Genomic DNA, 21,735 nt, shown 5'->3' on the forward strand with positions numbered 1-21,735 from the left:
TTGCGGGCGGAGTTACTGCTGACCTTCCAGAATGTGTTGATGGTCAGCGCGGCGATATCGCTGCTGGGGCTGGCAGCAGCGATTGCCATGCCGAACACGCGGATAAAGTCCGCTGATACCCCCCGCCTGATCACTCCCGGGGCATCCAGGAATGAGTCATGGCTCAAGGCCGGGCGCGCAATTGCTGCTGCAAATTCTGGATCTGCGCTTGAAGGGTATTGATGTTGCGAGTGATCTGGCTACGGAAGGCATCGAATTCGGCGGTATTGGTCCCGCCTGACGTCGAGCGATTGTCCTGTTGGCTTTTGAGGACAATGACTTCCTGTTCCAGACGCTCGATGGCGGCGCTCGGGTTGCCTTGTTTCTTCAGTGCAACGATGTCCGAGCCTAGGCTTTTAAGTTGCGCGTCGAATTTGTCTGTGTCCGCCGGGAGGCTTTTCAGCACGGCGACATCGCTGTTCAAGACTTTGACCTGAGCCTGCAATTGAATGGTAGCGGTCTGTTGCTCAGTGGTCTGAGCGGTCATCTGCGCCAAGCGCTTATCCAGATCAGTGCTCTGTGCGCTCATCTGCGCCAGACGCTTGTCCAGATCGGTGGTCAGGCCGACAACGCCTTGCTGTTGTTTGCTTTGATCCTGGAGTTTGTTTTCAAGCTGCTTGATTTGCAGCTTCAAGGCTTCGCTGTCGCTGTTGACGTTGGTCTGACTGGCGACCACCTTGCCGGAAATATCCTGTAAGCGCCCCGCCGCATCCTCACTAATACGCGCGAAACTTTCCTGGGTCGCCACCAATTGCTGTTCCATCAGCGAGAGCTGCTGGAAGCTCCACCAGGCAAGGCCTGCAAAAGCAAAGAATAAGGCGCCAACCAGCGCCCACAGCGGGCCGGTGCTCGGGCGTTGGACTTTGACGACTGGCGTGGTCCGCGAATGCACGGCGTTGCGAGCGGTGGTCGGAAAATCATCGTCGTCGAGGCTGTCGGCACGCAAGCTAGGTACATCATCGAAGTCGTCGTTGGCATCGTTACGCATGGACATTGAGTCAACCTTTGTGGAACGCGGTGATGGCTTGATGCGGCGCAGTATAACCCTCACTGCCGCATCGATTGACCCTCAACCCCAAACTCGGTTCAGTGTCGCGGCCCTAACCCATGCGTCAGCGAATGTCCTGGGCCTTCCACCAGCCGCAGAACTCATCGAGGGCCGTCCAGAGACTGACTTTCGGATCGTAGTCCAGATAATGCCGGGCGCGGCTGATGTCCAGAGTGAAATTCTTGTTCATCACCTGCATGCCCAGGCGCGACAGGGTTGGTTCGGGACGCCCCGGCCACAACGTACACGCCCCCTCGTTGAGCGCCGCAACGGTGTAGGCCAAGCCGTAGGAACGGTAGCGCGTGACCTGTGGGACATCCATCTTGCGCATCACGTAATTGACCACGTCCCACAACGGCACCGGCGTGCCGTTGCTGATGTTGTAGGCCTTGCCCAACGCCGAACCACTGGCCAGTAAACTGCTGAGCAACGCTTCATTGAGGTTGTGTACGCTGGTGAAATCGACCTTGTTCAGGCCGTTGCCGATGATCGCGAGTCGTCCTTTACGCTGCATATTCAGCAGCCGTGGAAAGATGCTCATATCGCCAGCCCCTGTCACGAACCGCGGGCGTAGGGCCAGGGTTTCGAGGCCGAACTCCTGAGCACCGAAAATTTTTTGCTCGGCCAGGTATTGGGTCGCCGCGTAGGGATGCTTGAAGCGCTTGGGCACCTGTTCTTCGGTCAGCCCCAGATGATCGCGGCCATCGAAGTAGATCGACGGCGACGACAGGTGCACCAGTCGCCGAACCCGCTGTTTCAGACAGGCCTCGACCACGTTTTCCGTGATCTGCACGTTACCTTGATGGAAGTCCTGATAACGCCCCCACAAACCGACCGCACCGGCGCAATGCACCACGGCTTCGACGTCTGAGCACAGATCGCGTGCCAGTTTCGGGTCGCACAAGTCACCCTGGATGAACTCGGCGCCACGGCGCACCAGATGCTCCACACTTTCGGCCCGGCGACCGTTGACCCGCACGTCCAGGCCCTGCTCCAGGGCAAAACGCGCAAAGCGTCCGCCAATGAAGCCGCTTGCGCCGGTAACCAGAATCTTCATGAATTGCTCCGAATATTTCGTTTTGCATATTGCGTAAGGCGTGAGGCGTGAGGTCTTGACGCTGCCCGTCAGTCCAACGGCACCAGCCATTGCTTGGACGAACGCACCAACTGATCGGTGAGCAACCCCAGCAACTGACCGCCATTGCGCCAATGATGCCAGTACAGCGGCACATCGATCGGCTTATCGGGCAAAAGCTCTACCAATACACCGCGCTCCAGTTGCTCGCGCACCTGCAGTTCAGGCACCAGCCCCCAACCGAGTCCCGCTTCCGTGAGGCGGATGAAGCCTTCGGACGAGGGGCATAAATGGTGCTCGAATCCGCCATCGACGCCGAGGGACGCGAGGTAGCGATGCTGTAGAAAATCGTCAGGACCAAACACCAGCGCGGGCGCTTTCGACAACAGATCGGCGCGCACACCTTCAGGAAAATGCCGGGCAATAAATGCCGGGCTGGCCAACGCACGGTAGCGCATGGCCCCCAGCAAAACGCTGCGCGCGCCGGCCACCGGTCGCTCGCTGGCGCAGACGCACGCCGCGACTTCACCGGCACGCATGCGTTTGAGGCCGACGGTCTGGTCTTCGACCACCAGATCGAGCAGCAAATGCTGTTCCGCGCAAAAACCCCCGGCCGCCGCGGCCCACCAGGTGGCGAGGCTGTCGGCATTCAAGGCGATGCGCAGACGTTCCGGCAGACCTTCTTCATCGAGTGCCGGCACCAGTGTTTGCAAGTCCCGTTCAAGTAAACGCACCTGCTGCACATGGTTGAGCAGCCGTCGGCCAATTTCGGTCGGGGCTGGCGGTGTCACCCGCACCAGCACTGGTTGACCGACCCGCGCCTCGAGCAATTTGATGCGCTGGGAGATCGCTGACTGGGACAAACCCAACACCTGAGCCGCTCGTTCGAACCCGGCCTGCTCGACCACCGCGGCCAAGGCAGAAAGCAATTTATAGTCAAACATCAGTTTTCCTAATGAGCGATCAGCATGATTGGTTTTTCTTATACAGCCAGACACCGGAGAATGGCCAGCAAGAACTCTTGAACAAGGATCATCGACATGGCTGGCGAAACTTCATTGGCAACGCTGCTGCGCAGCATGAGCCCGCAACTTAACGTCGGCGAATACGTGTTCTGCACCCTGCGCGACGGCAAGTTGCCGGCAGGCCTTGAGATTGTCGGCAGCTTTCGCGAGCAGGAAGGTCTGACAGTGATTCTGGAACGTTCCCACGCCGAGAAGGCCGGCTTCAGTTTCGATTACGTCGCGGCCTGGATCACCTTGAACGTGCATTCGGCCCTTGAAGCCGTCGGCCTGACTGCCGCGTTCGCCACGGCATTAGGCCAGGCGGGGATCAGTTGCAACGTGATTGCCGGCTACTACCACGACCATTTATTCGTCGGCCAGGCCGATGCCGAACGCGCCCTGCATGTGCTGCGGGATCTGGCGGCCAACGCGGAGTAAACATCTTATGTGGCAAAGCTATGTGAACGGCCTGTTGGTGGCTGCGGGGCTGATCATGGCGATCGGCACTCAGAATGCGTTTGTGTTGGCCCAGAGCCTTAGACGCGAACATCACCTGCCCGTGGCGGCACTCTGCGTGATCTGCGATGCCCTGCTGGTGGCAGCCGGGGTATTCGGCCTGGCGACGGTACTGGCGCAGAACCCTACGTTGCTGGCAGTCGCCCGTTGGGGTGGCGCAACGTTTCTGATTTGGTATGGCAGCCTGGCATTGCGTCGTGCCTGCTCGAAACAGAGCCTGCAACAAGGCGAAACCCAGACCGTGCGTTCACTGCGCGCGGTGATGCTCAGCGCGTTGGCCGTAACGCTGCTTAACCCGCATGTTTATCTGGACACCGTGTTGCTGATCGGCTCCCTCGGCGCCCAGCAAACCGAGCCAGGCGCTTATGTCGTGGGGGCGGCCAGTGCGTCGTTGCTGTGGTTTTTCACCCTGGCGCTGGGCGCCGCGTGGTTGGCGCCATGGTTGGCCCGACCCAGCACCTGGAGAGTCCTCGACCTGCTCGTCGCCATAATGATGTTCACCGTGGCCGCCCAACTCATCACCAGCGCCTGATTTATTCCAAAAGGCTTTGGAACCTCTATTCCACACAGTTGTTGCGTGGTTATGCCGCACCCCCGGTGCTATGATCCGATCCGATGCGCCGCAAAGAGTACAAACTCCCCGGCGCTTGTCTGGCCGCCCGTGATCGGCCTTGCGCTCACCGCAACTGACCTGATTAGGAGAATCATCATGGCTTTCGAATTGCCGCCGCTGCCTTACGCACACGATGCCTTGCAGCCGCACATTTCCAAGGAAACACTGGAATTTCACCACGACAAGCACCACAACACCTACGTCGTGAACCTGAACAACCTGGTGCCAGGCACCGAGTTCGAAGGCAAGAGCCTGGAAGAAATCGTTAAATCTTCTTCGGGCGGTATCTTCAACAACGCCGCTCAGGTCTGGAACCACACTTTTTACTGGAACTGCCTGGCGCCAAACGCCGGCGGTCAACCAACCGGCGCACTTGGCGAGGCGATCAACGCAGCCTTCGGTTCGTTCGACAAGTTCAAGGAAGAATTCAGCAAAACTTCCATCGGCACCTTCGGTTCCGGTTGGGGCTGGCTGGTGAAAAAAGCTGACGGTTCCCTGGCCCTGGCCAGCACCATCGGCGCCGGCAACCCGCTGACCAACGGCGACTCCCCGCTGCTGACCTGCGACGTCTGGGAACACGCTTATTACATCGACTACCGCAACGTTCGTCCGAAATACGTCGAAGCGTTCTGGAACCTGGTCAACTGGACATTCGTGGCTGAGCAGTTCGAAGGCAAAACCTTCACCGCTTAAGATCGACGCCAGTCAAAAAAACCCGGCTTTTTTGCCGGGTTTTTTATTGCCTGGAGAATGTCGGGGCGACTGCGCGATCGACGTTATCCCGTGCCCGATCCAATTGTTAAGCCACAATTTCACTCTCGGTCATTGAGTTTTCAGCAGCCGCTAAAGGTTATTGAGCCCGCTTGCGACCGAAAAACAGAAAGATGCTCGGAAAAGGTGTTCATCCGGGGGGGAAGGAACGCCGAGCCTAAGCGAGGGGCCAGACCAGATTCCTACAGCGAAACCAGCCTTCAGCCTCTTGCCCCAAGGCCACAGCCGTCTAACATCAACCAAACGGAAAATATATCCAGATCCCCCTCAAGTTGAAGGACTCAACAACCGACACAGTACAAATAGCGCAAATACTCCAGACCGCAGCATTTCGGCCAAGCTACAGGCAAAACCCCAAGTGATTGATTGTCCCTTTGACTGCCATCACCGGATTGCCAATACTCATGGCAACTTGACGCTACCCGCACGGAACAAGGAATGACTCTTTGAAGCTGGAACTCAAGAACAGCTTGTCGGTGAAGTTGCTTCGGGTCGTGCTCCTGTCGGCATTGATCGTCGGCGTGGTCTTGAGCTGCGCGCAGATCGTTTTCGATGCTTATAAAACACACCAGGCCGTGGCCAGCGATGCCCAACGCATTCTCGACATGTTCCGCGACCCCTCGACCCAGGCCGTCTACAGCCTGGACCGGGAGATGGGTATGCAGGTTATCGAAGGCCTGTTTCAGGACGACGCTGTGCGCAAGGCCTTCATTGGCCATCCCAACGAAGCCATGCTCGCGCAAAAGTCCCGCGAGCTGCAGCACTCCGACAGTCGCTGGCTGACCGACCTGATCCTCGGCAAGGAACGCACCTTCACCACACAACTGGTGGGTCGCGGTCCTTACAGCGAGTATTACGGCGACTTGAGCATCACCCTCGACACCGCCACCTATGGCCAGAGTTTTATCGTCAGCTCGGTCATCATCTTCATCTCCGGCGTGCTGCGTGCAATGGCCATGGGGCTGGTGCTGTACCTGGTCTATCACTGGCTGCTGACCAAGCCGCTGTCACGGATCATCGAACACCTCACGGAAATCAATCCGGATCGCCCCAGCCAACACAAAATCCCGCTGCTCAAGGGGCATGAAAAGAACGAACTGGGGATCTGGATCAACACCGCCAACCAGTTGCTCGAGTCCATCGAGCGCAACACCCATTTGCGCCACGAAGCGGAAAACAGCCTGCTACGCATGGCTCAGTACGACTTCCTCACTGGCCTGCCGAACCGCCAGCAATTACAGCAGCAACTGGACAAAATCCTGGTAGACGCCGGAAAGTTGCAGCGTCGGGTCGCGGTGTTGGTGGTCGGCCTCGACGACTTCAAGGGCATCAACGAACAATTCAGCTACCAGACCGGGGACCAACTGCTGCTGGCCCTGGCCGATCGCCTGCGCGCTCACAGCGGACGCCTGGGCGCCCTCGCCCGCCTAGGCGGCGACCAGTTCGCCCTGGTTCAGGCCGATATCGAACAACCCTACGAAGCGGCCGAGCTGGCCCAAAGTATTCTCGATGATCTGGAAGCGGCATTCGCCCTCGATCATCAAGAGATCCGCCTGCGTGCCACCATCGGCATCACGCTGTTCCCCGAGGACGGTGACAGCACCGAGAAACTGCTGCAAAAAGCCGAGCAGACCATGACCCTGGCCAAGACTCGCTCGCGCAACCGTTATCAGTTCTATATCGCCAGCGTCGACACCGAGATGCGCCGCCGCCGTGAGCTGGAAAAAGACCTGCGCGACGCCTTGGCCCGTGATCAGCTCTACCTCGTCTACCAACCGCAGATCAGCTATCGAGATCACCGGGTGGTGGGTGTCGAGGCGCTGATTCGCTGGCAGCATCCCGAGCACGGGCTGGTTCCGCCGGACTTGTTCATCCCCTTGGCCGAGCAAAGCGGCACCATCATCGCCATCGGCGAATGGGTGCTGGATCAGGCGTGCAAGCAATTGCGCGACTGGCATGACCAGGGTTTCGTCGACCTGCGCATGGCGGTGAATCTGTCTACGGTGCAGCTCCATCACTGCGAATTGCCACGAGTGGTCAACAACCTGCTGCAGATGTACCGCTTGCCTCCACGCAGCCTGGAGTTGGAAGTCACCGAAACCGGCCTGATGGAAGACATCAGCACGGCCGCCCAGCACCTGCTGAGCCTGCGCCGCTCCGGTGCGCTGATCGCGATCGACGACTTCGGCACCGGTTACTCGTCATTGAGCTATCTGAAAAGCCTGCCACTGGACAAGATCAAGATCGACAAGAGCTTCGTTCAGGACCTGCTCGATGACGACGACGATGCGACCATCGTGCGGGCCATCATCCAGTTGGGCAAAAGTCTGGGCATGCAGGTGATTGCCGAAGGCGTGGAAACCGCCGAGCAAGAGGCCTACATCATCTCCGAAGGCTGTCACGAAGGTCAGGGCTATTTCTACAGCAAGCCGCTGCCGGCACGGGAATTGAGCGCGTATCTGAAACAGGCTCAGCGCAGTAACGCGGCAATTTTGTAACGGCAAAACGAGGCTGCGACCTCTTGATCTACGACACAACCCCCGCCTGAATAAGAAATATTTACAAGCACAACCCTTTACAGATAATGCGAAAGATTTGCATTATGTCGCAGCTTTGCGCGCTTGCTGCGCCATTCCACCCCTCTCGAAGCAGGATGTTCGCCATGATTCGTATGCCTCTGGCTACCGCCAGTCTGTTGGCCATCGCTATTTCCCTCGCCGGTTGTGGCGAAGGCAAAGACAAAGCCACCGCCGCGCAGACGCCGACTCCGGCCGCCAGCACCACGGCCCCTGCCGCTACCAGTAAAATCGACGAAGCCACCGCCAAAGCCGTTGTCGCGCATTACGCCGACATCGTCTTCGCCGTTTACAGCGATGCCGAATCCACCGCCAAGACCCTGCAAACCACCATCGACGCCTTCCTCGCCAAGCCGGACGCCGACACCCTGAAAGCGGCCAAGGCTGCCTGGGTCGCTGCCCGCACGCCTTACCTGCAGAGTGAAGTGTTCCGCTTTGGCAACACCATCATCGACGACTGGGAAGGTCAGGTGAATGCCTGGCCGCTGGATGAAGGCCTGATCGACTACGTCGACAAATCCTACGAACACGCGCTGGGCAACCCGGGCGCCACGGCCAACATCATCGCCAACACTCAAGTTCAGGTCGGCGAAGACAAGATCGATGTGAAAGACATCACCCCGGCAGAACTCGCCAGCCTGAACGAGCTGGGTGGTTCCGAGGCCAACGTCGCCACCGGCTACCACGCCATCGAATTCCTGCTCTGGGGCCAGGACCTGAACGGCACAGGCCCAGGCGCCGGCAACCGTCCAGCTTCCGATTACCTGGAAGGCACAGGCGCAACCGGCGGTCATAACGATCGTCGTCGCGCCTATCTGAGGTCCGTGACCCAACTGCTGGTCAGCGACCTGGAAGAAATGGTCGGTAACTGGAAGCCGAACGTGGCTGACAACTACCGCGCGACCCTCGAAGCAGAGCCAGCTGAATCCGGCCTGCGCAAAATGCTCTTCGGCATGGGCAGCCTGTCCCTCGGTGAACTGGCGGGCGAACGCATGAAGGTTTCCCTGGAAGCGAACTCCCCGGAAGACGAACAGGATTGCTTCAGCGACAACACCCACAACTCGCACTTCTACGATGCCAAAGGCGTTCGTAACGTGTATCTGGGTGAATACACCCGCGTCGACGGCACCCAAATGACCGGCGCCAGCCTGTCGTCCCTGGTGGCCAAGGCTGACCCGGCTGCCGACACCGCGCTGAAAGCCGATCTGGCGGCGACCGAAGCCAAGATGCAGGTCCTCGTCGATCACGCCGACAAGGGTGAGCACTACGACCAGTTGATCGCCGCCGGCAACACCGCTGGCAACCAGATCGTCCGCGACGCTATCGCTTCCCTGGTCAAGCAGACCGGTTCGATCGAAGCCATCGCTGGCAAACTGGGCATCGGTGACCTGAACCCGGACAACGCTGATCACGAATTCTGATCAACGCTGCCTGAATAAAAAGGCGACCTTCGGGTCGCTTTTTTCATGCCCCACATCAACCAAACGATAATTCCTCTTATTCAATCTTCCTTGCGCTGTTAGACTCTGCGCCCTTGTTTTGCTCGTCTGCAGGATGTCTGATGCCCTCGCTGCCTCTTCGCTTGTCCGCACTGTTTCTGGCCCTGGGCCTGAGTGCCTGCGATGACGCCCCGCGCTTTACCCAAGCCGAACCCGGTGAAGCCCGGTCCGGTGGCAGCGCAACCGTGCGCAAGACCGATCAGAACTCATTTTCCCTGCCGTCCGCCAACCTGCCACCGTCACGGCGCGTGGACTTCAGTGTCGGCAACAGTTTTTTTCGTAGCCCCTGGGTGATCGCCCCGTCGACCACCACCGCCCGGGATGGCCTCGGGCCGTTGTTCAACACCAACGCCTGCCAGAACTGCCATATCAAGGACGGACGTGGTCATCCACCCACGCCTGATGCACAGAACGCCGTATCGATGCTGGTACGCCTGTCGATTCCCGATACGCCGGCCTATGCCAACGTCATCGAGCAGCTTGGCGTCGTCCCGGAGCCTGTCTACGGTGGACAATTGCAGGACATGTCGGTGCCGGGTGTCGTGCCGGAAGGCAAAGTGCGCGTCGATTACACGCCCGTTCCGATTCGCTTCAAGGACGGCACCGAAGTCGAGTTGCGCAAACCGACGTTGCAGATCACCCAACTCGGCTACGGCCCGATGCACCCTGACACCCGTTTCTCGGCCAGGGTTGCACCACCAATGATTGGCCTGGGTCTGCTCGAAGCGATTCCCGACGAGGCGATCCTGGCCAATGCCGAGGCTCAGGCAAAAGACAAAAACGGCGTCGCCGGGCGTCCGAACCGGGTCTGGGATGACGCACAGCAAAAAACCGTCCTCGGGCGATTTGGCTGGAAGGCCGGCCAACCAAACCTCAATCAGCAAAATGTTCATGCGTTTTCCGGTGACATGGGCCTGACCACCCGCCTGAGACCCGTTGATGACTGCACCGCCGCGCAAATCGCTTGCAAGCAAGCGCCCAACGGCAATGGCCCGGACGGCGAGCCGCAAGTCAGCGATAACATCCTGCGTCTGGTGCTGTTCTACAGCCGTAACCTCGCCGTACCGGCCCGCCGCGATGTCAGCACTCCCGAGGTGCTGGCCGGCAAGACGCTGTTTTTCCAGGCCGGATGCCAGTCCTGCCACACCCCCAAATACACCACCGCCGCCAACGCCGCAGAACCTGAACTGGCCAATCAAGTGATTCGCCCTTACAGCGATCTGCTGTTGCATGACATGGGCGACGGTCTGGCCGACAACCGTACCGAGTTCCAGGCCAGTGGCCGCGACTGGCGCACCCCGCCGTTGTGGGGCATCGGCCTGACGCACGCGGTCAGTGGCCACACTCTGTTTTTACACGATGGCCGCGCCCGCAATCTGCTCGAAGCCGTGCTCTGGCATGGCGGCGAAGCAACGGCGGCGCAGCAACAGGTTTTGTCTTTCAATGCCGAGCAGCGCGCTGCGTTGCTGGCATTTTTGAATTCCCTTTAATACGTATTCCATAGCGGGAGCCCGACATGTTCCGTCCCAAATTGTTGTTCACCAGCCTTGCCGCGCTAGCCTTGGGCGCCTGTTCGCCACAGGATCCGCAGGCCGTCACGTCAGCAGCCATCGCCAAATCGGTGATCCTGCCAACCTACACCCGATGGGTTGAAGCCGACCGCCAACTGGCCGTCAGCGCCCTCGCCTACTGCGAAGGAAAGGCAAACCTCGACACCGCTCGCGCCGACTTCCTGCACGCGCAGAAAGCCTGGGCCGAGCTGCAACCGCTACTGATCGGGCCGCTGGCCGAGGGCAATCGCGCCTGGCAGGTGCAGTTCTGGCCGGACAAGAAAAACCTCGTCGGCCGTCAGGTCGAGCAACTGGTCACCGTACAGCCGCAGATCGATGCCGCTGCTTTGGCCAAGTCGAGCGTTGTGGTGCAGGGCCTTTCCGCCTACGAATACATCTTGTTCGACAGCAAGCCTGATGTGGCCAACGCTGAACAGAAAGCCAAGTACTGCCCGCTGCTGATCGCGATTGGCGAGCGTCAGAAACAACTGGCCGAAGAGATTCTGAAAAACTGGAACAACACCGACGGCATGCTCGCGCAGATGAGCAAGTTCCCCAATCAGCGCTACGCCGACTCCCACGAAGCCATCGCCGATCTGTTGCGCGTGCAAGTCACCGCCCTCGACAGCCTGAAGAAAAAACTCGGCACACCGATGGGCCGTCAGACGAAGGGTGTGCCGCAACCGTTCCAGGCCGATGCATGGCGCAGCCAGTCGTCCCTGCCCGGCCTCGAAGCCAGCCTCGCCGCCGCCAAAACAGTGTGGGAAGGGGTCGACAACAAAGGCCTGCGCGGCCTGTTGCCCAGCGAGCAAAAACCGTTGGCCGACAAGATCGATGCCGCTTACGCCGCGTCTCTGAAACTGTTCGCCAGCAACCAGCGTTCGCTGACCGACATGCTCGGCGACGACGCGGGCCGCCAGCAACTCAACGACATTTACGACAGCCTCAACGTCGTCCATCGCCTGCACGAAGGCGAACTGGCCAAGGCGCTGGGCATCCAACTGGGCTTCAACGCCAACGACGGTGACTGATGAGGGCAAGTTCCATGCTGCGACGCCAGGCTCTGACGTTAGGTAGTTTGCTGCTGGGTGCGGTGACGCTGGGCGGCTGGACGCTGTTCAGGCAGAAGGACAAAAGCCCGCTGCTGCTTTCGGCGCAGGACGATGGCGATGGCAAACACTATGCCGTCGGCTACCGGCTGGACGGCACCCGGGTGTTTGCCACCCAGGTCGGCCAGCGTTGCCACGACATCATCAACCACCCGACGCTGCCGATTGCCCTGTTTGTCGCCCGTCGCCCAGGCACCGAGAGTTACCTGATCGACCTGCGCGACGGCACCTTGCTACAAACCGTGACCTCGCGGCCGAACCGGCACTTCTACGGTCACGCGGTGATTCACAAGAGCGGCGACTGGCTGTACGCCACCGAGAACGACACCTCCGATCCGGGGCGTGGCTTGCTCGGCGTGTATAGGTTCGAAGGCGAGCGGTTGGTGCACAGCGGCGAGATTTCGACCCACGGCGTCGGCCCGCATCAGGTGTCGTGGATGCCCAATGGCGAAACCCTGGTGGTGGCCAACGGCGGCATTCGTACCGAGGCCGAAAGCCGCGTCGAGATGAACCTCAACGCCATGGAACCGAGCCTGGTCCTGATGCACCGCGACGGCACCCTGCTGAGCAAGGAAACCCTGGCCCAGCAGATGAACAGCGTGCGTCATTTGGGAATCGCCAACGACGGCACCATCGTCGCCGGTCAACAGTTCATGGGGCCGTCCCACGAGCCGTCGGCGCTATTGGCGATCAAGCGTCCCGGCCAACCGTTCGTGGCCTTCCCGGTACCTGAGCATCAGTTGCAGGCCATGGGGCATTACACCGCCAGTGTCGCGGTGCACAGCGAACTGCGCCTGGTGGCGTTGACCGCACCACGGGGCAACCGCTTTTTCATCTGGGACCTGGACAGCGGTGAAGTGCGCCTGGATGCGCCGCTTCCCGATTGCGCCGGGGTCGGGACAGTGGCCGATGGTTTTGTCGTGACCTCGGGCCAAGGACGCTGCCGGTACTACGATTGCCGCCAGACTGATCTTGTTGCAAAACCTCTTGATCTGCCCGCGGGGCTCTGGGACAACCACCTCCACCTCATCTAAACACGGTTCTTTGTAGCCGCTGGCGAAGTCTGCGTTCGGGCGCAGCCGTCGCAGACTGCTAGCGGTCGGGGTGATGCCTGCCGGTAAGTGCTTCCAGTTGGATTCACCGCCATACTCGGAGTAATGTTCCCGACTGTCTCACCTGATTTTCTCCAAGGAAGTGGAAATATGCTGCGTCGCCGCATGCTGATCATGTTGGGTGTTGTTCTGCTGATCGTGCTGGTCCTGGCCGGTTACAAAGCCTTCTCCATCTACACGATGATTCAGGGCTTTGCGGTGCCAAAACCCGCCATCAATGTCGCCGTGGCCACCGCCACCGAACGGCCGTGGCAAGCCCGCCTGCCCAGCGTTGGCACCCTCACGGCCCTGCAAGGTGTCGACCTGAGCCTGGAAGCTTCCGGCACGGTGAGGGCGCTGCAGTTTGACTCCGGTCAGAAGGTCAAGGTCGGCCAACCGCTGCTTCTGCTGGATAGCGTGGTAGAAACCGCCCTGCTCGAATCCGCTCAGGCTGACCTGGGGCTGGCTCAGCTCGATTACGGGCGCGGCAGCCAACTGGTGGGCAGCCAAGCCATTTCCAAAGGCGAATTCGACCGGCTCTCGGCGGTGTTGCAAAAGAGCCGGGCCACAGTCAATCAGCTCAAGGCGGCGCTGGCCAAAAAACGCTTGCTCGCACCGTTCAGCGGGACGATTGGCATTCGTCAGGTGGACATCGGTGACTATCTCGCCAGCGGCACCATGATCGCCACCTTGCAAGACCTCAGCAGCCTCTATGTAGACTTCTTCGTGCCCGAGCAGTGGGTACCGAAGATCGCCCCTGGCCAACCGGTACAAATCGTTGTCGCGGCCTACCCGACACAATCCTTCCCCGGCACCATCAGCGCGATCAACCCGAAAGTCGAAAACAGCACGCGCAACGTCCAGGTCCGCGCGACCCTGGCCAACCCCGACGGCAAACTACTGCCGGGGATGTTCGCCAGCCTGCAAGTGTTGTTGCCCGACCCGCAGCCGCGCATCGTCGTGCCGGAAAGTGCGATCACTTACACGCTGTACGGCAACTCGCTCTATGTCGTCGCGCAGAAAAAAGCCGAAGACGCCAGCCTGGAAAAAGACGACAAGGGCCAACCGATCCTGATCGCCGAACGGCGTTTCATCGAAACCGGCGAGCGCCGCGACGGGCAGGTGATGATCACCAAAGGTGTGCAGAACGGCGAAAAAGTGGTCACGGCCGGCCAGATCAAACTGGACAACGGCACACACATTGCGATCAGCGACGACAAGACCTTAGCCGAGAAGAACAGCCCCCCGCGCGCGGACTGATCAAGGACCCCCATGGCTTTTACCGACCCGTTCATCCGCCGCCCCGTGCTCGCCACCGTGGTCAGCCTATTGATTGTGCTGCTGGGCTTCCAGGCCTGGGGCAAGTTGCCGCTGCGTCAATATCCACAAATGGAAAACGCCCTGATCACGGTGACCACCGCTTACCCCGGGGCCAATGCCGAAACCATCCAGGGCTACATCACCCAACCGATGCAACAAAGTCTGGCGAGCGCCGAAGGCATCGATTACATGACCTCGGTCAGTCGCCAGAACTTCTCGGTAATCTCGATCTACGCGCGCATCGGCTCCAACAGCGACCGCTTGTTCACCGAACTGCTGGCCAAAGCCAACGAGGTGAAGAACCAGCTGCCTCAGGACGCCGAAGACCCGGTGCTGAGCAAGGAAGCCGCCGACGCCTCGGCACTGATGTACATCAGCTTCTTCAGCAAGGAACTGAGCAACCCGCAGATTACCGACTACCTGTCGCGGGTCATCCAGCCGAAACTGGCGACCCTGCCGGGCATGGCCGAAGCCGAAATTCTCGGCAACCAGGTATTTGCCATGCGTCTGTGGCTGGACCCGATCAAGCTGGCCGGTTTCGGCCTGAGTGCCAGCGACGTGACCGATGCAGTGCGTAAATACAACTTCCTCTCCGCCGCCGGCGAAGTGAAAGGCGAGTACGTCGTCACCAGCATCAACGCCAATACCGAACTTAAATCCGCCGAAGCCTTTGCCGCGATTCCGCTCAAGGTCGAGGGCGACAGTCGCGTGCTGCTCAGCGATGTGGCGCGGGTTGAAATGGGTGCGGAAAACTACGATTCGATCAGTTCCTTTGGCGGCACCCCCTCGGTGTACATCGGTATCAAGGCCACGCCGGGCGCCAACCCGTTGGACGTGATCAAGGAAGTGCGCAAGATCATGCCGGACCTGGAAGCCCAGTTGCCGCCGAACCTCAAAGGTGAAATCGCCTACGACGCCACGCTGTTCATCCAGGCCTCGATCGACGAAGTGGTGAAAACCCTGTTTGAAGCGGTGCTGATCGTCATCGTGGTGGTGTTCCTGTTTCTCGGCGCGCTGCGTTCGGTGGTGATCCCGGTAGTCACCATCCCGCTGTCGATGATCGGTGTGATGTTCTTCATGCAGATGATGGGCTACTCGATCAATCTGCTGACGTTGCTGGCGATGGTATTGGCCATCGGCCTGGTGGTGGACGACGCCATTGTGGTGGTGGAAAACATCCACCGGCACATCGAAGAAGGCAAGACGCCGCTGGATGCGGCCATCGAAGGCGCCCGCGAAATCGCCATGCCGGTGGTCTCCATGACCATCACCCTGGCAGCGGTCTATGCGCCGATCGGCTTCCTGACGGGGCTCACGGGGGCGCTGTTCAAGGAGTTCGCCCTGACCCTGGCCGGGGCGGTGGTGATTTCCGGCATCGTCGCCCTGACCCTGTCGCCGATGATGTGTGCCTTATTGCTGCGCCACGACGAAAATCCCAGCGGCCTGGCGCATCGACTGGACCTGATATTCGAAGGCCTCAAGCACCGTTACCAAAACATGCTCCACGGCACCCTCAACACCCGGCCGGTGGTGCTGGTGTTTGCGGTGATCGTGCTGTGCCTGATTCCGGTGCTGCTCACGTTCACCACCTCGGAACTGGCGCCGGACGAGGACCAGGGCATCATTTTCATGATCGCCAACGCCCCGCAACCGACCAATCTCGACTACCTGAGCACCTACACCGACGAGTTCGTCACGATCTTCAAGACGTTTCCCGAGTACTACTCGTCATTCCAGATCAATGGTTTCAACGGCGTGCAATCGGGAATCGGTGGCTTCCTGCTCAAACTGTGGAACGAACGCAGTCGCACTCAGATGCAAATCCTGCCCGAGGTCCAGCGCAAACTGGAGAGCATTACCGGGCTGCAGATCTTCGGCTTCAACCTGCCTTCCCTGCCCGGTACCGGTCAAGGGCTGCCGTTTCAGTTCGTCATCAACTCCGCCAACGATTACGAGTCGCTGCTGCAAGTCACCGACCGAGTGAAAAAGAGGGCAATGGAATCCGGCAAGTTCGCCTTCGTCGACCTCGACCTGGCGTTCGACAAACCTGAAGTGGTGGTGGATATCGATCGCGCCAAGGCTGCGCAGATGGGTGTTTCCATGCAGGACCTGGGCGGGACGCTCGCGACATTGCTGGGTGAGGCGGAGATCAACCGCTTCACCATTGAAGGTCGCAGCTACAAAGTCATCGCGCAGGTCGAACGGCCCTTCCGGGATAACCCCGCCTGGTTGAACAATTATTACGTCAAGAACACCCAAGGCGAACTGCTGGGCCTGTCGACCCTGATCACCGTGACCGACCGGGCGCGTCCACGGCAGTTGAACCAGTTCCAGCAACTCAACTCGGCCATCCTGTCCGGGGTGCCGCTGGTCAGTATGGGTGAAGCCATCGACACCGTGCGCCAGATCGCTCGGGAAGAGGCGCCGGTGGGTTATGCCTTCGACTATGCCGGCGCATCACGGCAATACGTCCAGGAAGGCAGTGCGCTGTGGGTCACCTTCGCCCTGGCGCTGGCAATCATTTTCCTGGTACTGGCCGCTCAATTCGAAAGCTTGCGCGATCCACTGGTGATTCTGGTGACTGTGCCGTTGTCGATCTGTGGCGCGCTGATCCCGCTGTTCCTGGGCTGGTCGAGCATGAACATCTACACTCAGGTCGGATTGGTGACGTTGATCGGGCTGATCAGCAAGCACGGAATCCTGATCGTCGAATTCGCCAACCAGTTACGCAAGGACAAAGGCCTGACGCCGCGCGAAGCCGTGGAGGAAGCGGCGTCCATTCGTCTGCGTCCGGTGTTGATGACCACCGCTGCGATGGTATTCGGCATGGTGCCGTTGATCATCGCCACGGGCGCGGGCGCCGTCAGCCGGTTCGACATCGGCATGGTGATCGCCACGGGGATGTCGATCGGGACGTTGTTTACGTTGTTTGTGCTGCCGTGTGTTTACACGTTGCTGGCTAAACCCGATAAACCCTCACGCTAAGATAAAAAAAAAGGTCTCGCATAAGCGAGACCTTTTATTTGGGCTTCAATCTGTTCAACTTTGTGGCCTCAATCCTTGAGAAAGTCCGAACATGAACAGTAATAAATCATGATCGGGTTGGAATGCCACGGATGCCTTCGCAACTCGTGGCAATGGACAGTGTGCGTCGCCGTTCACTGAACTGAGGATCTGCGTGCGGGGCTGCTCCCAAGCAGCCACCGCCAGTGAAGCAACTGCCAAGGCTCCTATTAAAAATACACCTCGTGCAATTTCGAGTTTCATTGCTATAAACCCTTGATAGCGCTGCCAAACGCTGTCTCATAAAAATAGACGAGTTTCTGCCAGTCCGTCGTGCTGAACGACGAGTGGCGACGCAGTTGCTTCATGTCATGCGCAGCCGCTTGCCGGGCGGTCAAACGCTGCCGACATTTTTCCAGATCGATCAAGGCCACTTCAACCTTGGCAGCCTCGCCTTCGTCGGTGACGCGCACGAATACATGCTTGATATAGATGCAGCTGTGCTGCCAGCGGCCTTTGTGCATGCGGGCCAGGTTCTCGGCCAAATCCTTCAACACTTGATCGTGCACGGCCTCACCGTGACGTTCGCGCCCACCGCCAGCGTACCAATGTTCGATTTCCTCGAAGCCGTCCAGCGCCTTGGTGACCAGCAATGCGCGCCACTTATGCACCGGATCGCGCTGTGCACCACAGAAAACGATCTCAGGAACACGAACGTTGAGCAGGTGCAGGCCAGTGAGTGCATCGCGCTCGCGCAACACCGTCGGCCGACCGAACGGGTGCAGCAAACTGCGATGGATATGCCCGGTTTGACGTTTAACGTAAAACAACTCTCCATTGCTGCCCACGACGCGCTGCACGCCGCTTTCTCCACCGCGACGGACGTTGGGTTCTTCTACCCATTCGCCGCGCTGATTCCAGAAATAGTCGAAGCGGTCCTGAGGAGCGACGTCCGTTTCTGCTGCACATTGCACTGCCATTCTGTTACCTCTTGCGTAATACGTAGACCCGCCACATTGCATAGAGCGGTAAAAAGTCCAGTTGTTCCTGGATACGAAAACCCGCCTGCTCGAATTCCTTTTCAACCGTAGCCGCCGGTAACACAAATCTATTTTGGTAACCTTCCTGCCCACGGGTTTTCTCGGAGCGCTTACGCTTCCACGCTTTGAAATTGCCGTCCACCCACAACGACAAGATCACGCTGTCGCGGGTGACACGCTCGAATTCGCGCAAAATAGCCAGTCGATGCTCAGCTTCACCAATGTGATGGAGCAAACGCATGCAGAAAATGCTGTCGACGGCGTTATCAGGCAAGGCGATGTCGAATGCAGAAGTGTGCAAGGGTTGTACCCGTTTCACCACCTCGGCAGGTTGCGCCTGCATGGCAATCTTCACCATGGACTCGGAGTTGTCAGCGCCAATGATCGCACGATTGGCTTTTTCCGCCAGCAATGGCCAGAAACGTCCCGCACCACAGGGCAAATCGAGGACCAGCCCCGGCTCACCGGCCAGGGCCAGTGCCTTGCGCGCCAGTTGCTCGTCACGCCAGTGGGACAGGCGACGGCCAAGGCCATCCTTATGCTTGCGCAGGTATCGTTGAGCGTGTTGATCGTCGTATTTTTCTGAAAAATCAAGTTTGATCGGGCCGTCCATCATCAAGGTCTCCTGAGCTTCGATGGCACCCACGATAGGTCGCGCCATGTCAGTGTCAGGTCATACCTTTGTGAAAAAACCGTTATGTAAAACCCCGAATCATTTCGAGGTTTTACAGGCCGATAACGATTGATCCGGGCTACTGGGTTTCAAGGGGTCGATCAGCTCAGATCCAACGGACACAACTCCACCTGAAAACGACAACCATTGGGTTCCATGTTCGTCAGGCTGACGTTCCAACCCTGGTTTTCACAGATCCGCTGCACCAGCGACAGCCCCAACCCCAAGCCCTCACCACGCTTCTCGTTGCCCCGCACGAAAGGCTCGAACATCGCCTCGCGCTTTTCCTCGGGAATGCCCACGCCACTGTCTTCGACGATGAAACCGGTGGCCGTCAGCGTCAGGCGAATAAACCCACTCTCGGTGTAATGCAGCGCATTACGCAGCAGGTTGCCCATGACCGCGTGCAGAAGGGTTGCGTTGTAGCGGGTGTTGCCCGGATTGCCCGGTCCAAAGATCAGCGTCAGCCCCTTGGACTCGATCGGCTCGCGCCACAGATTGAGCAGTCCATCGGCGACCTGGCTCAGGGTCTGTTGAGGCGACATGCTCGCGTCTTCACGTTGTGCGCGGGCCAACATCAGGAAGGTTTGCACCAGCTCGCGCATTTCTTCACAGGCACGGGCGATTCGTTCGACCTGAGCATGGCCACGCTGATCGATGCCGGGGTTTTCCAGCAGCAGCTCGCAGGAACTGGCCAGCACCATCAATGGCGTGCGCAGCTCGTGGCTGACGTCACTGGTGAATAACCGCTCACGGGTCAACGCCTGGCGCAAGCGCCCGAGGGTGGCGTCGAAGGCCACGGCCAACTCACCCACCTCATCAGCGGCATAATCCGGCGCCAGTGGTGGCGCAAGACCTAATAATTGATCACGGTGACGGACCTGACGGGCCAGTCGCACCACGGGTGCCATCACTTTGCGCGCCAGTACCCAGCCAAGAAACACCGCCAACGCCAGACTCAGGACGAAGCCCACCAGCACCACGGCAAACAGCACCCGTTCCCGCTCTTCGAAATCGCTCTGATCCTGTAACAGCACATAACGCCGTCCGTCGACGACTTCGACCATCGCGTGGTACGACAGTTGTTCACGAAACACTTCGTGAAAACCTGGCTCCAGGTGCCGTAGGTCCTTGGGGAGCTCGAAGGCGCCCGGCCCGCCGCTGAAATAAAACAGCTGGTCCGGCTCGGGACGGTGGCTCCAGTCCGACACGCTGTCCATCAGCAACAGACGTTGTAAATCGCCGCCCAGCCCTGCCGAAATCAGTTTTTCTTCCACCAGGTGCACAGTCGCCACAATGCCCATGGCAAAGGTTCCCGCGACCAGTGCGCTCATCAGCGCAAAGGCGATGATGATCCGTTGAGCAAGGCTCTGTTTAAACTCCATCTCGTCCCTCGGCCAAACGGTAACCCACACCGTGCACGGTTTGCAGCAACGGTTTGGCGAACGGCTTGTCGATCACCTGGCGCAATTGATGGACGTGGCTGCGCAGGCTGTCGCTGTCCGGGCAGTCATCCCCCCACAGCGCCTCTTCGAGAACTTCGCGGCGCAGTACATGAGGACTTTTCTGCATCAGCACGGCCAGCAACTTCAGTCCCACCGGGTTGAGTTTCAGCAGACGACCTTCGCGGGTCACTTCCAGGGTATCGAGGTCGTAGATCAGATCGCCGACCTGCAGGGTGCGGCGACCGCCACCCTGGGCGCGACGCATGACCGCCTCGATGCGCGCCGCCAACTCAGACAGGGCAAAGGGTTTGACCAGGTAGTCATCGGCGCCGGATTTGAAGCCTTGCAACCGGTCGTCCAATTGATCGCGAGCGGTGAGCATGATCACCGGCGTGTCGCGGCGCGCGTCTTCACGCAGACGTTTGCACAGGGTGTAACCGTCGATGCCCGGCAACATGATGTCGAGTACGATCAAGTCGTAATGCTCGGTAGCCGCCAGGTGCAAGCCTGACAAGCCGTCCTGCGCGCAATCCACGGTATAGCCTTTGAGTCCCAGGTAATCGGCTAGATTGGCCAGGATATCGCGGTTGTCTTCAACCAATAGAATTCGCATGGGTAATCTCCTGCGTACACAGTAACGGCCGTCTTGGCCCGCGCAGCTTAAGGCCAAGTGTGGCTCACGGCTAGCGCCGGGAATCGCGACAATCCATTCACTCAACCAAAAGAGGGGGTTAACAAGTTTTTCACTATCGATTCACACCCTGACTACAGCGTTCGAGCGAGACTCTCGCGCAATTGAAATTAGGAATGTAAACACAATGGATTTTTTCAAAGCTGCGCCAATGCGCTTTCTGCTGCTCGTCACTGGCACATGGCTGGTGATTTTCTTCCTGACCCGAACCGTTCTGTTGCTTACTCACCTGGGTAAGGCCGGTAGCGGTTTCCTGTCGGTTTTTGCGGCCTCGACCAGCAACTCAGTGCCGTGGGCTACGACAGCGTGTTTGTCTATGGCGGGCGCGGTGACTTCGACAACATGAATGCCTTCTTCAGTGGTAACGGTTACCGCGTGGTCGACCAGAGCCGCGTCGATGAGTCGGAGATTCACTTCAAAACGCCTGGGGTATGGCGACGAAAATCGCTACAAACAGACGGACGCCGACTATGCCAAGCAATAGCCACTTCTGCTGCAACTGATGACCAATCCGGATAATCGGATCGACATCTACTCCGGCAACGGTCGCGATGGCGCGGTGAAGTACACTGATTACGCGATCGGCCAGTGTGTCGACCAGGCCCGTAAAAAGCCGTGGTTCGACAATACAATCTTCGTCTCCGACCACATTATGGCTTCAAGCACCAGCTG

General features: G+C 59.2%; 18 protein-coding genes and 1 pseudogene. 11 read left to right on the top strand and 8 right to left on the bottom strand.

All coding sequences use genetic code 11. From position 1 onward, the window contains the following. Positions 1-163: 163 nt before the first annotated feature. From ACXPVS_RS00460 to ACXPVS_RS00470, 3 genes are all read right to left on the bottom strand, one after another. Positions 164-1,033, bottom strand: a complete 870-nt coding sequence (locus ACXPVS_RS00460) for an ATPase (RefSeq protein ID WP_458508159.1) — start codon at positions 1,031-1,033, stop codon at positions 164-166. 118 nt (positions 1,034-1,151) lie between these two features. Continuing rightward, positions 1,152-2,144: an NAD-dependent epimerase/dehydratase family protein gene (locus ACXPVS_RS00465; protein ID WP_458508160.1), complete on the bottom strand. Its 993-nt coding sequence runs from the start codon at positions 2,142-2,144 to the stop codon at positions 1,152-1,154. A gap of 68 nt (positions 2,145-2,212) precedes the next feature. After that, positions 2,213-3,106: a LysR family transcriptional regulator ArgP gene (locus tag ACXPVS_RS00470; protein ID WP_458508161.1), complete on the bottom strand. Its 894-nt coding sequence runs from the start codon at positions 3,104-3,106 to the stop codon at positions 2,213-2,215. Positions 3,107-3,202: 96 nt separating this feature from the next. Between ACXPVS_RS00470 and ACXPVS_RS00475 the strand changes: the two genes are divergently transcribed. The 10 genes from ACXPVS_RS00475 (at position 3,203) to ACXPVS_RS00520 (ending at position 17,196) form a co-directional block, all read left to right on the top strand. Continuing rightward, positions 3,203-3,604, top strand: coding sequence for an ACT domain-containing protein (locus ACXPVS_RS00475; RefSeq protein ID WP_033057513.1), 402 nt, complete (start codon positions 3,203-3,205; stop codon positions 3,602-3,604). Positions 3,605-3,611: 7 nt separating this feature from the next. Next, positions 3,612-4,214: a LysE/ArgO family amino acid transporter gene (locus tag ACXPVS_RS00480; RefSeq protein ID WP_458508162.1), complete on the top strand. Its 603-nt coding sequence runs from the start codon at positions 3,612-3,614 to the stop codon at positions 4,212-4,214. Positions 4,215-4,391: 177 nt separating this feature from the next. Then, positions 4,392-4,988 (top strand): superoxide dismutase, encoded by a 597-nt coding sequence (locus ACXPVS_RS00485; protein WP_458508163.1) that lies wholly within the window; start codon positions 4,392-4,394, stop codon positions 4,986-4,988. Between the two features lie 524 nt (positions 4,989-5,512). Beyond that, on the top strand, positions 5,513-7,564 hold the full coding sequence (locus tag ACXPVS_RS00490) for a putative bifunctional diguanylate cyclase/phosphodiesterase (RefSeq protein WP_458508164.1): 2,052 nt from the start codon (positions 5,513-5,515) through the stop codon (positions 7,562-7,564). 164 nt (positions 7,565-7,728) lie between these two features. Beyond that, the gene (locus ACXPVS_RS00495; protein ID WP_458508165.1) at positions 7,729-9,063 is read left to right on the top strand and encodes an imelysin family protein; all 1,335 of its coding nucleotides are present in this window, start codon (positions 7,729-7,731) and stop codon (positions 9,061-9,063) included. 140 nt (positions 9,064-9,203) lie between these two features. Then, positions 9,204-10,631 (top strand): di-heme oxidoreductase family protein, encoded by a 1,428-nt coding sequence (locus tag ACXPVS_RS00500; RefSeq protein WP_458508166.1) that lies wholly within the window; start codon positions 9,204-9,206, stop codon positions 10,629-10,631. 26 nt (positions 10,632-10,657) lie between these two features. Then, on the top strand, positions 10,658-11,722 hold the full coding sequence (locus tag ACXPVS_RS00505) for an imelysin family protein (RefSeq protein WP_458508167.1): 1,065 nt from the start codon (positions 10,658-10,660) through the stop codon (positions 11,720-11,722). 14 nt (positions 11,723-11,736) lie between these two features. After that, positions 11,737-12,834, top strand: coding sequence for a DUF1513 domain-containing protein (locus ACXPVS_RS00510; RefSeq protein ID WP_458508168.1), 1,098 nt, complete (start codon positions 11,737-11,739; stop codon positions 12,832-12,834). A 168-nt stretch (positions 12,835-13,002) separates the two neighbouring features. Continuing rightward, positions 13,003-14,151, top strand: coding sequence for an efflux RND transporter periplasmic adaptor subunit (locus tag ACXPVS_RS00515; RefSeq protein ID WP_458508169.1), 1,149 nt, complete (start codon positions 13,003-13,005; stop codon positions 14,149-14,151). 12 nt (positions 14,152-14,163) lie between these two features. Further along, positions 14,164-17,196, top strand: a complete 3,033-nt coding sequence (locus ACXPVS_RS00520; protein ID WP_458508170.1) for a multidrug efflux RND transporter permease subunit — start codon at positions 14,164-14,166, stop codon at positions 17,194-17,196. Between the two features lie 54 nt (positions 17,197-17,250). On the opposite strand, the gene ACXPVS_RS00525 is transcribed toward ACXPVS_RS00520, so the two are convergent. The 5 genes from ACXPVS_RS00525 to colR all read right to left on the bottom strand — a co-directional run bounded on the left by ACXPVS_RS00525 (position 17,251) and on the right by colR (position 20,985). Further along, positions 17,251-17,478, bottom strand: coding sequence for a hypothetical protein (locus ACXPVS_RS00525; protein ID WP_458508171.1), 228 nt, complete (start codon positions 17,476-17,478; stop codon positions 17,251-17,253). Between the two features lie 2 nt (positions 17,479-17,480). Continuing rightward, positions 17,481-18,194, bottom strand: coding sequence for a lipopolysaccharide kinase InaA family protein (locus tag ACXPVS_RS00530; protein WP_458508172.1), 714 nt, complete (start codon positions 18,192-18,194; stop codon positions 17,481-17,483). A 4-nt stretch (positions 18,195-18,198) separates the two neighbouring features. Further along, positions 18,199-18,867, bottom strand: a complete 669-nt coding sequence (locus ACXPVS_RS00535; RefSeq protein WP_458508512.1) for a class I SAM-dependent methyltransferase — start codon at positions 18,865-18,867, stop codon at positions 18,199-18,201. Positions 18,868-19,028: 161 nt separating this feature from the next. Next, positions 19,029-20,312 carry a sensor histidine kinase gene (locus ACXPVS_RS00540; RefSeq protein ID WP_458508173.1) on the bottom strand — a complete coding sequence of 428 codons (1,284 nt, stop codon included), beginning with the start codon at positions 20,310-20,312 and terminating at the stop codon, positions 19,029-19,031. Further along, complete coding sequence (colR, locus tag ACXPVS_RS00545; RefSeq protein WP_458508174.1) at positions 20,302-20,985, bottom strand: two-component system response regulator ColR; 684 nt, start codon at positions 20,983-20,985, stop codon at positions 20,302-20,304. Before colR ends, ACXPVS_RS00540 begins: the two co-directional genes overlap by 11 nt. A 336-nt stretch (positions 20,986-21,321) precedes the next feature. On the opposite strand from colR, the pseudogene ACXPVS_RS00550 reads away from it, so the two are divergent. After that, positions 21,322-21,727: pseudogene (locus tag ACXPVS_RS00550) on the top strand (LTA synthase family protein); the annotation flags it as partial. Positions 21,728-21,735 lie beyond the last annotated feature (8 nt).

It is taken from the genome of Pseudomonas sp. Ma2-10 (assembly GCF_054330215.1).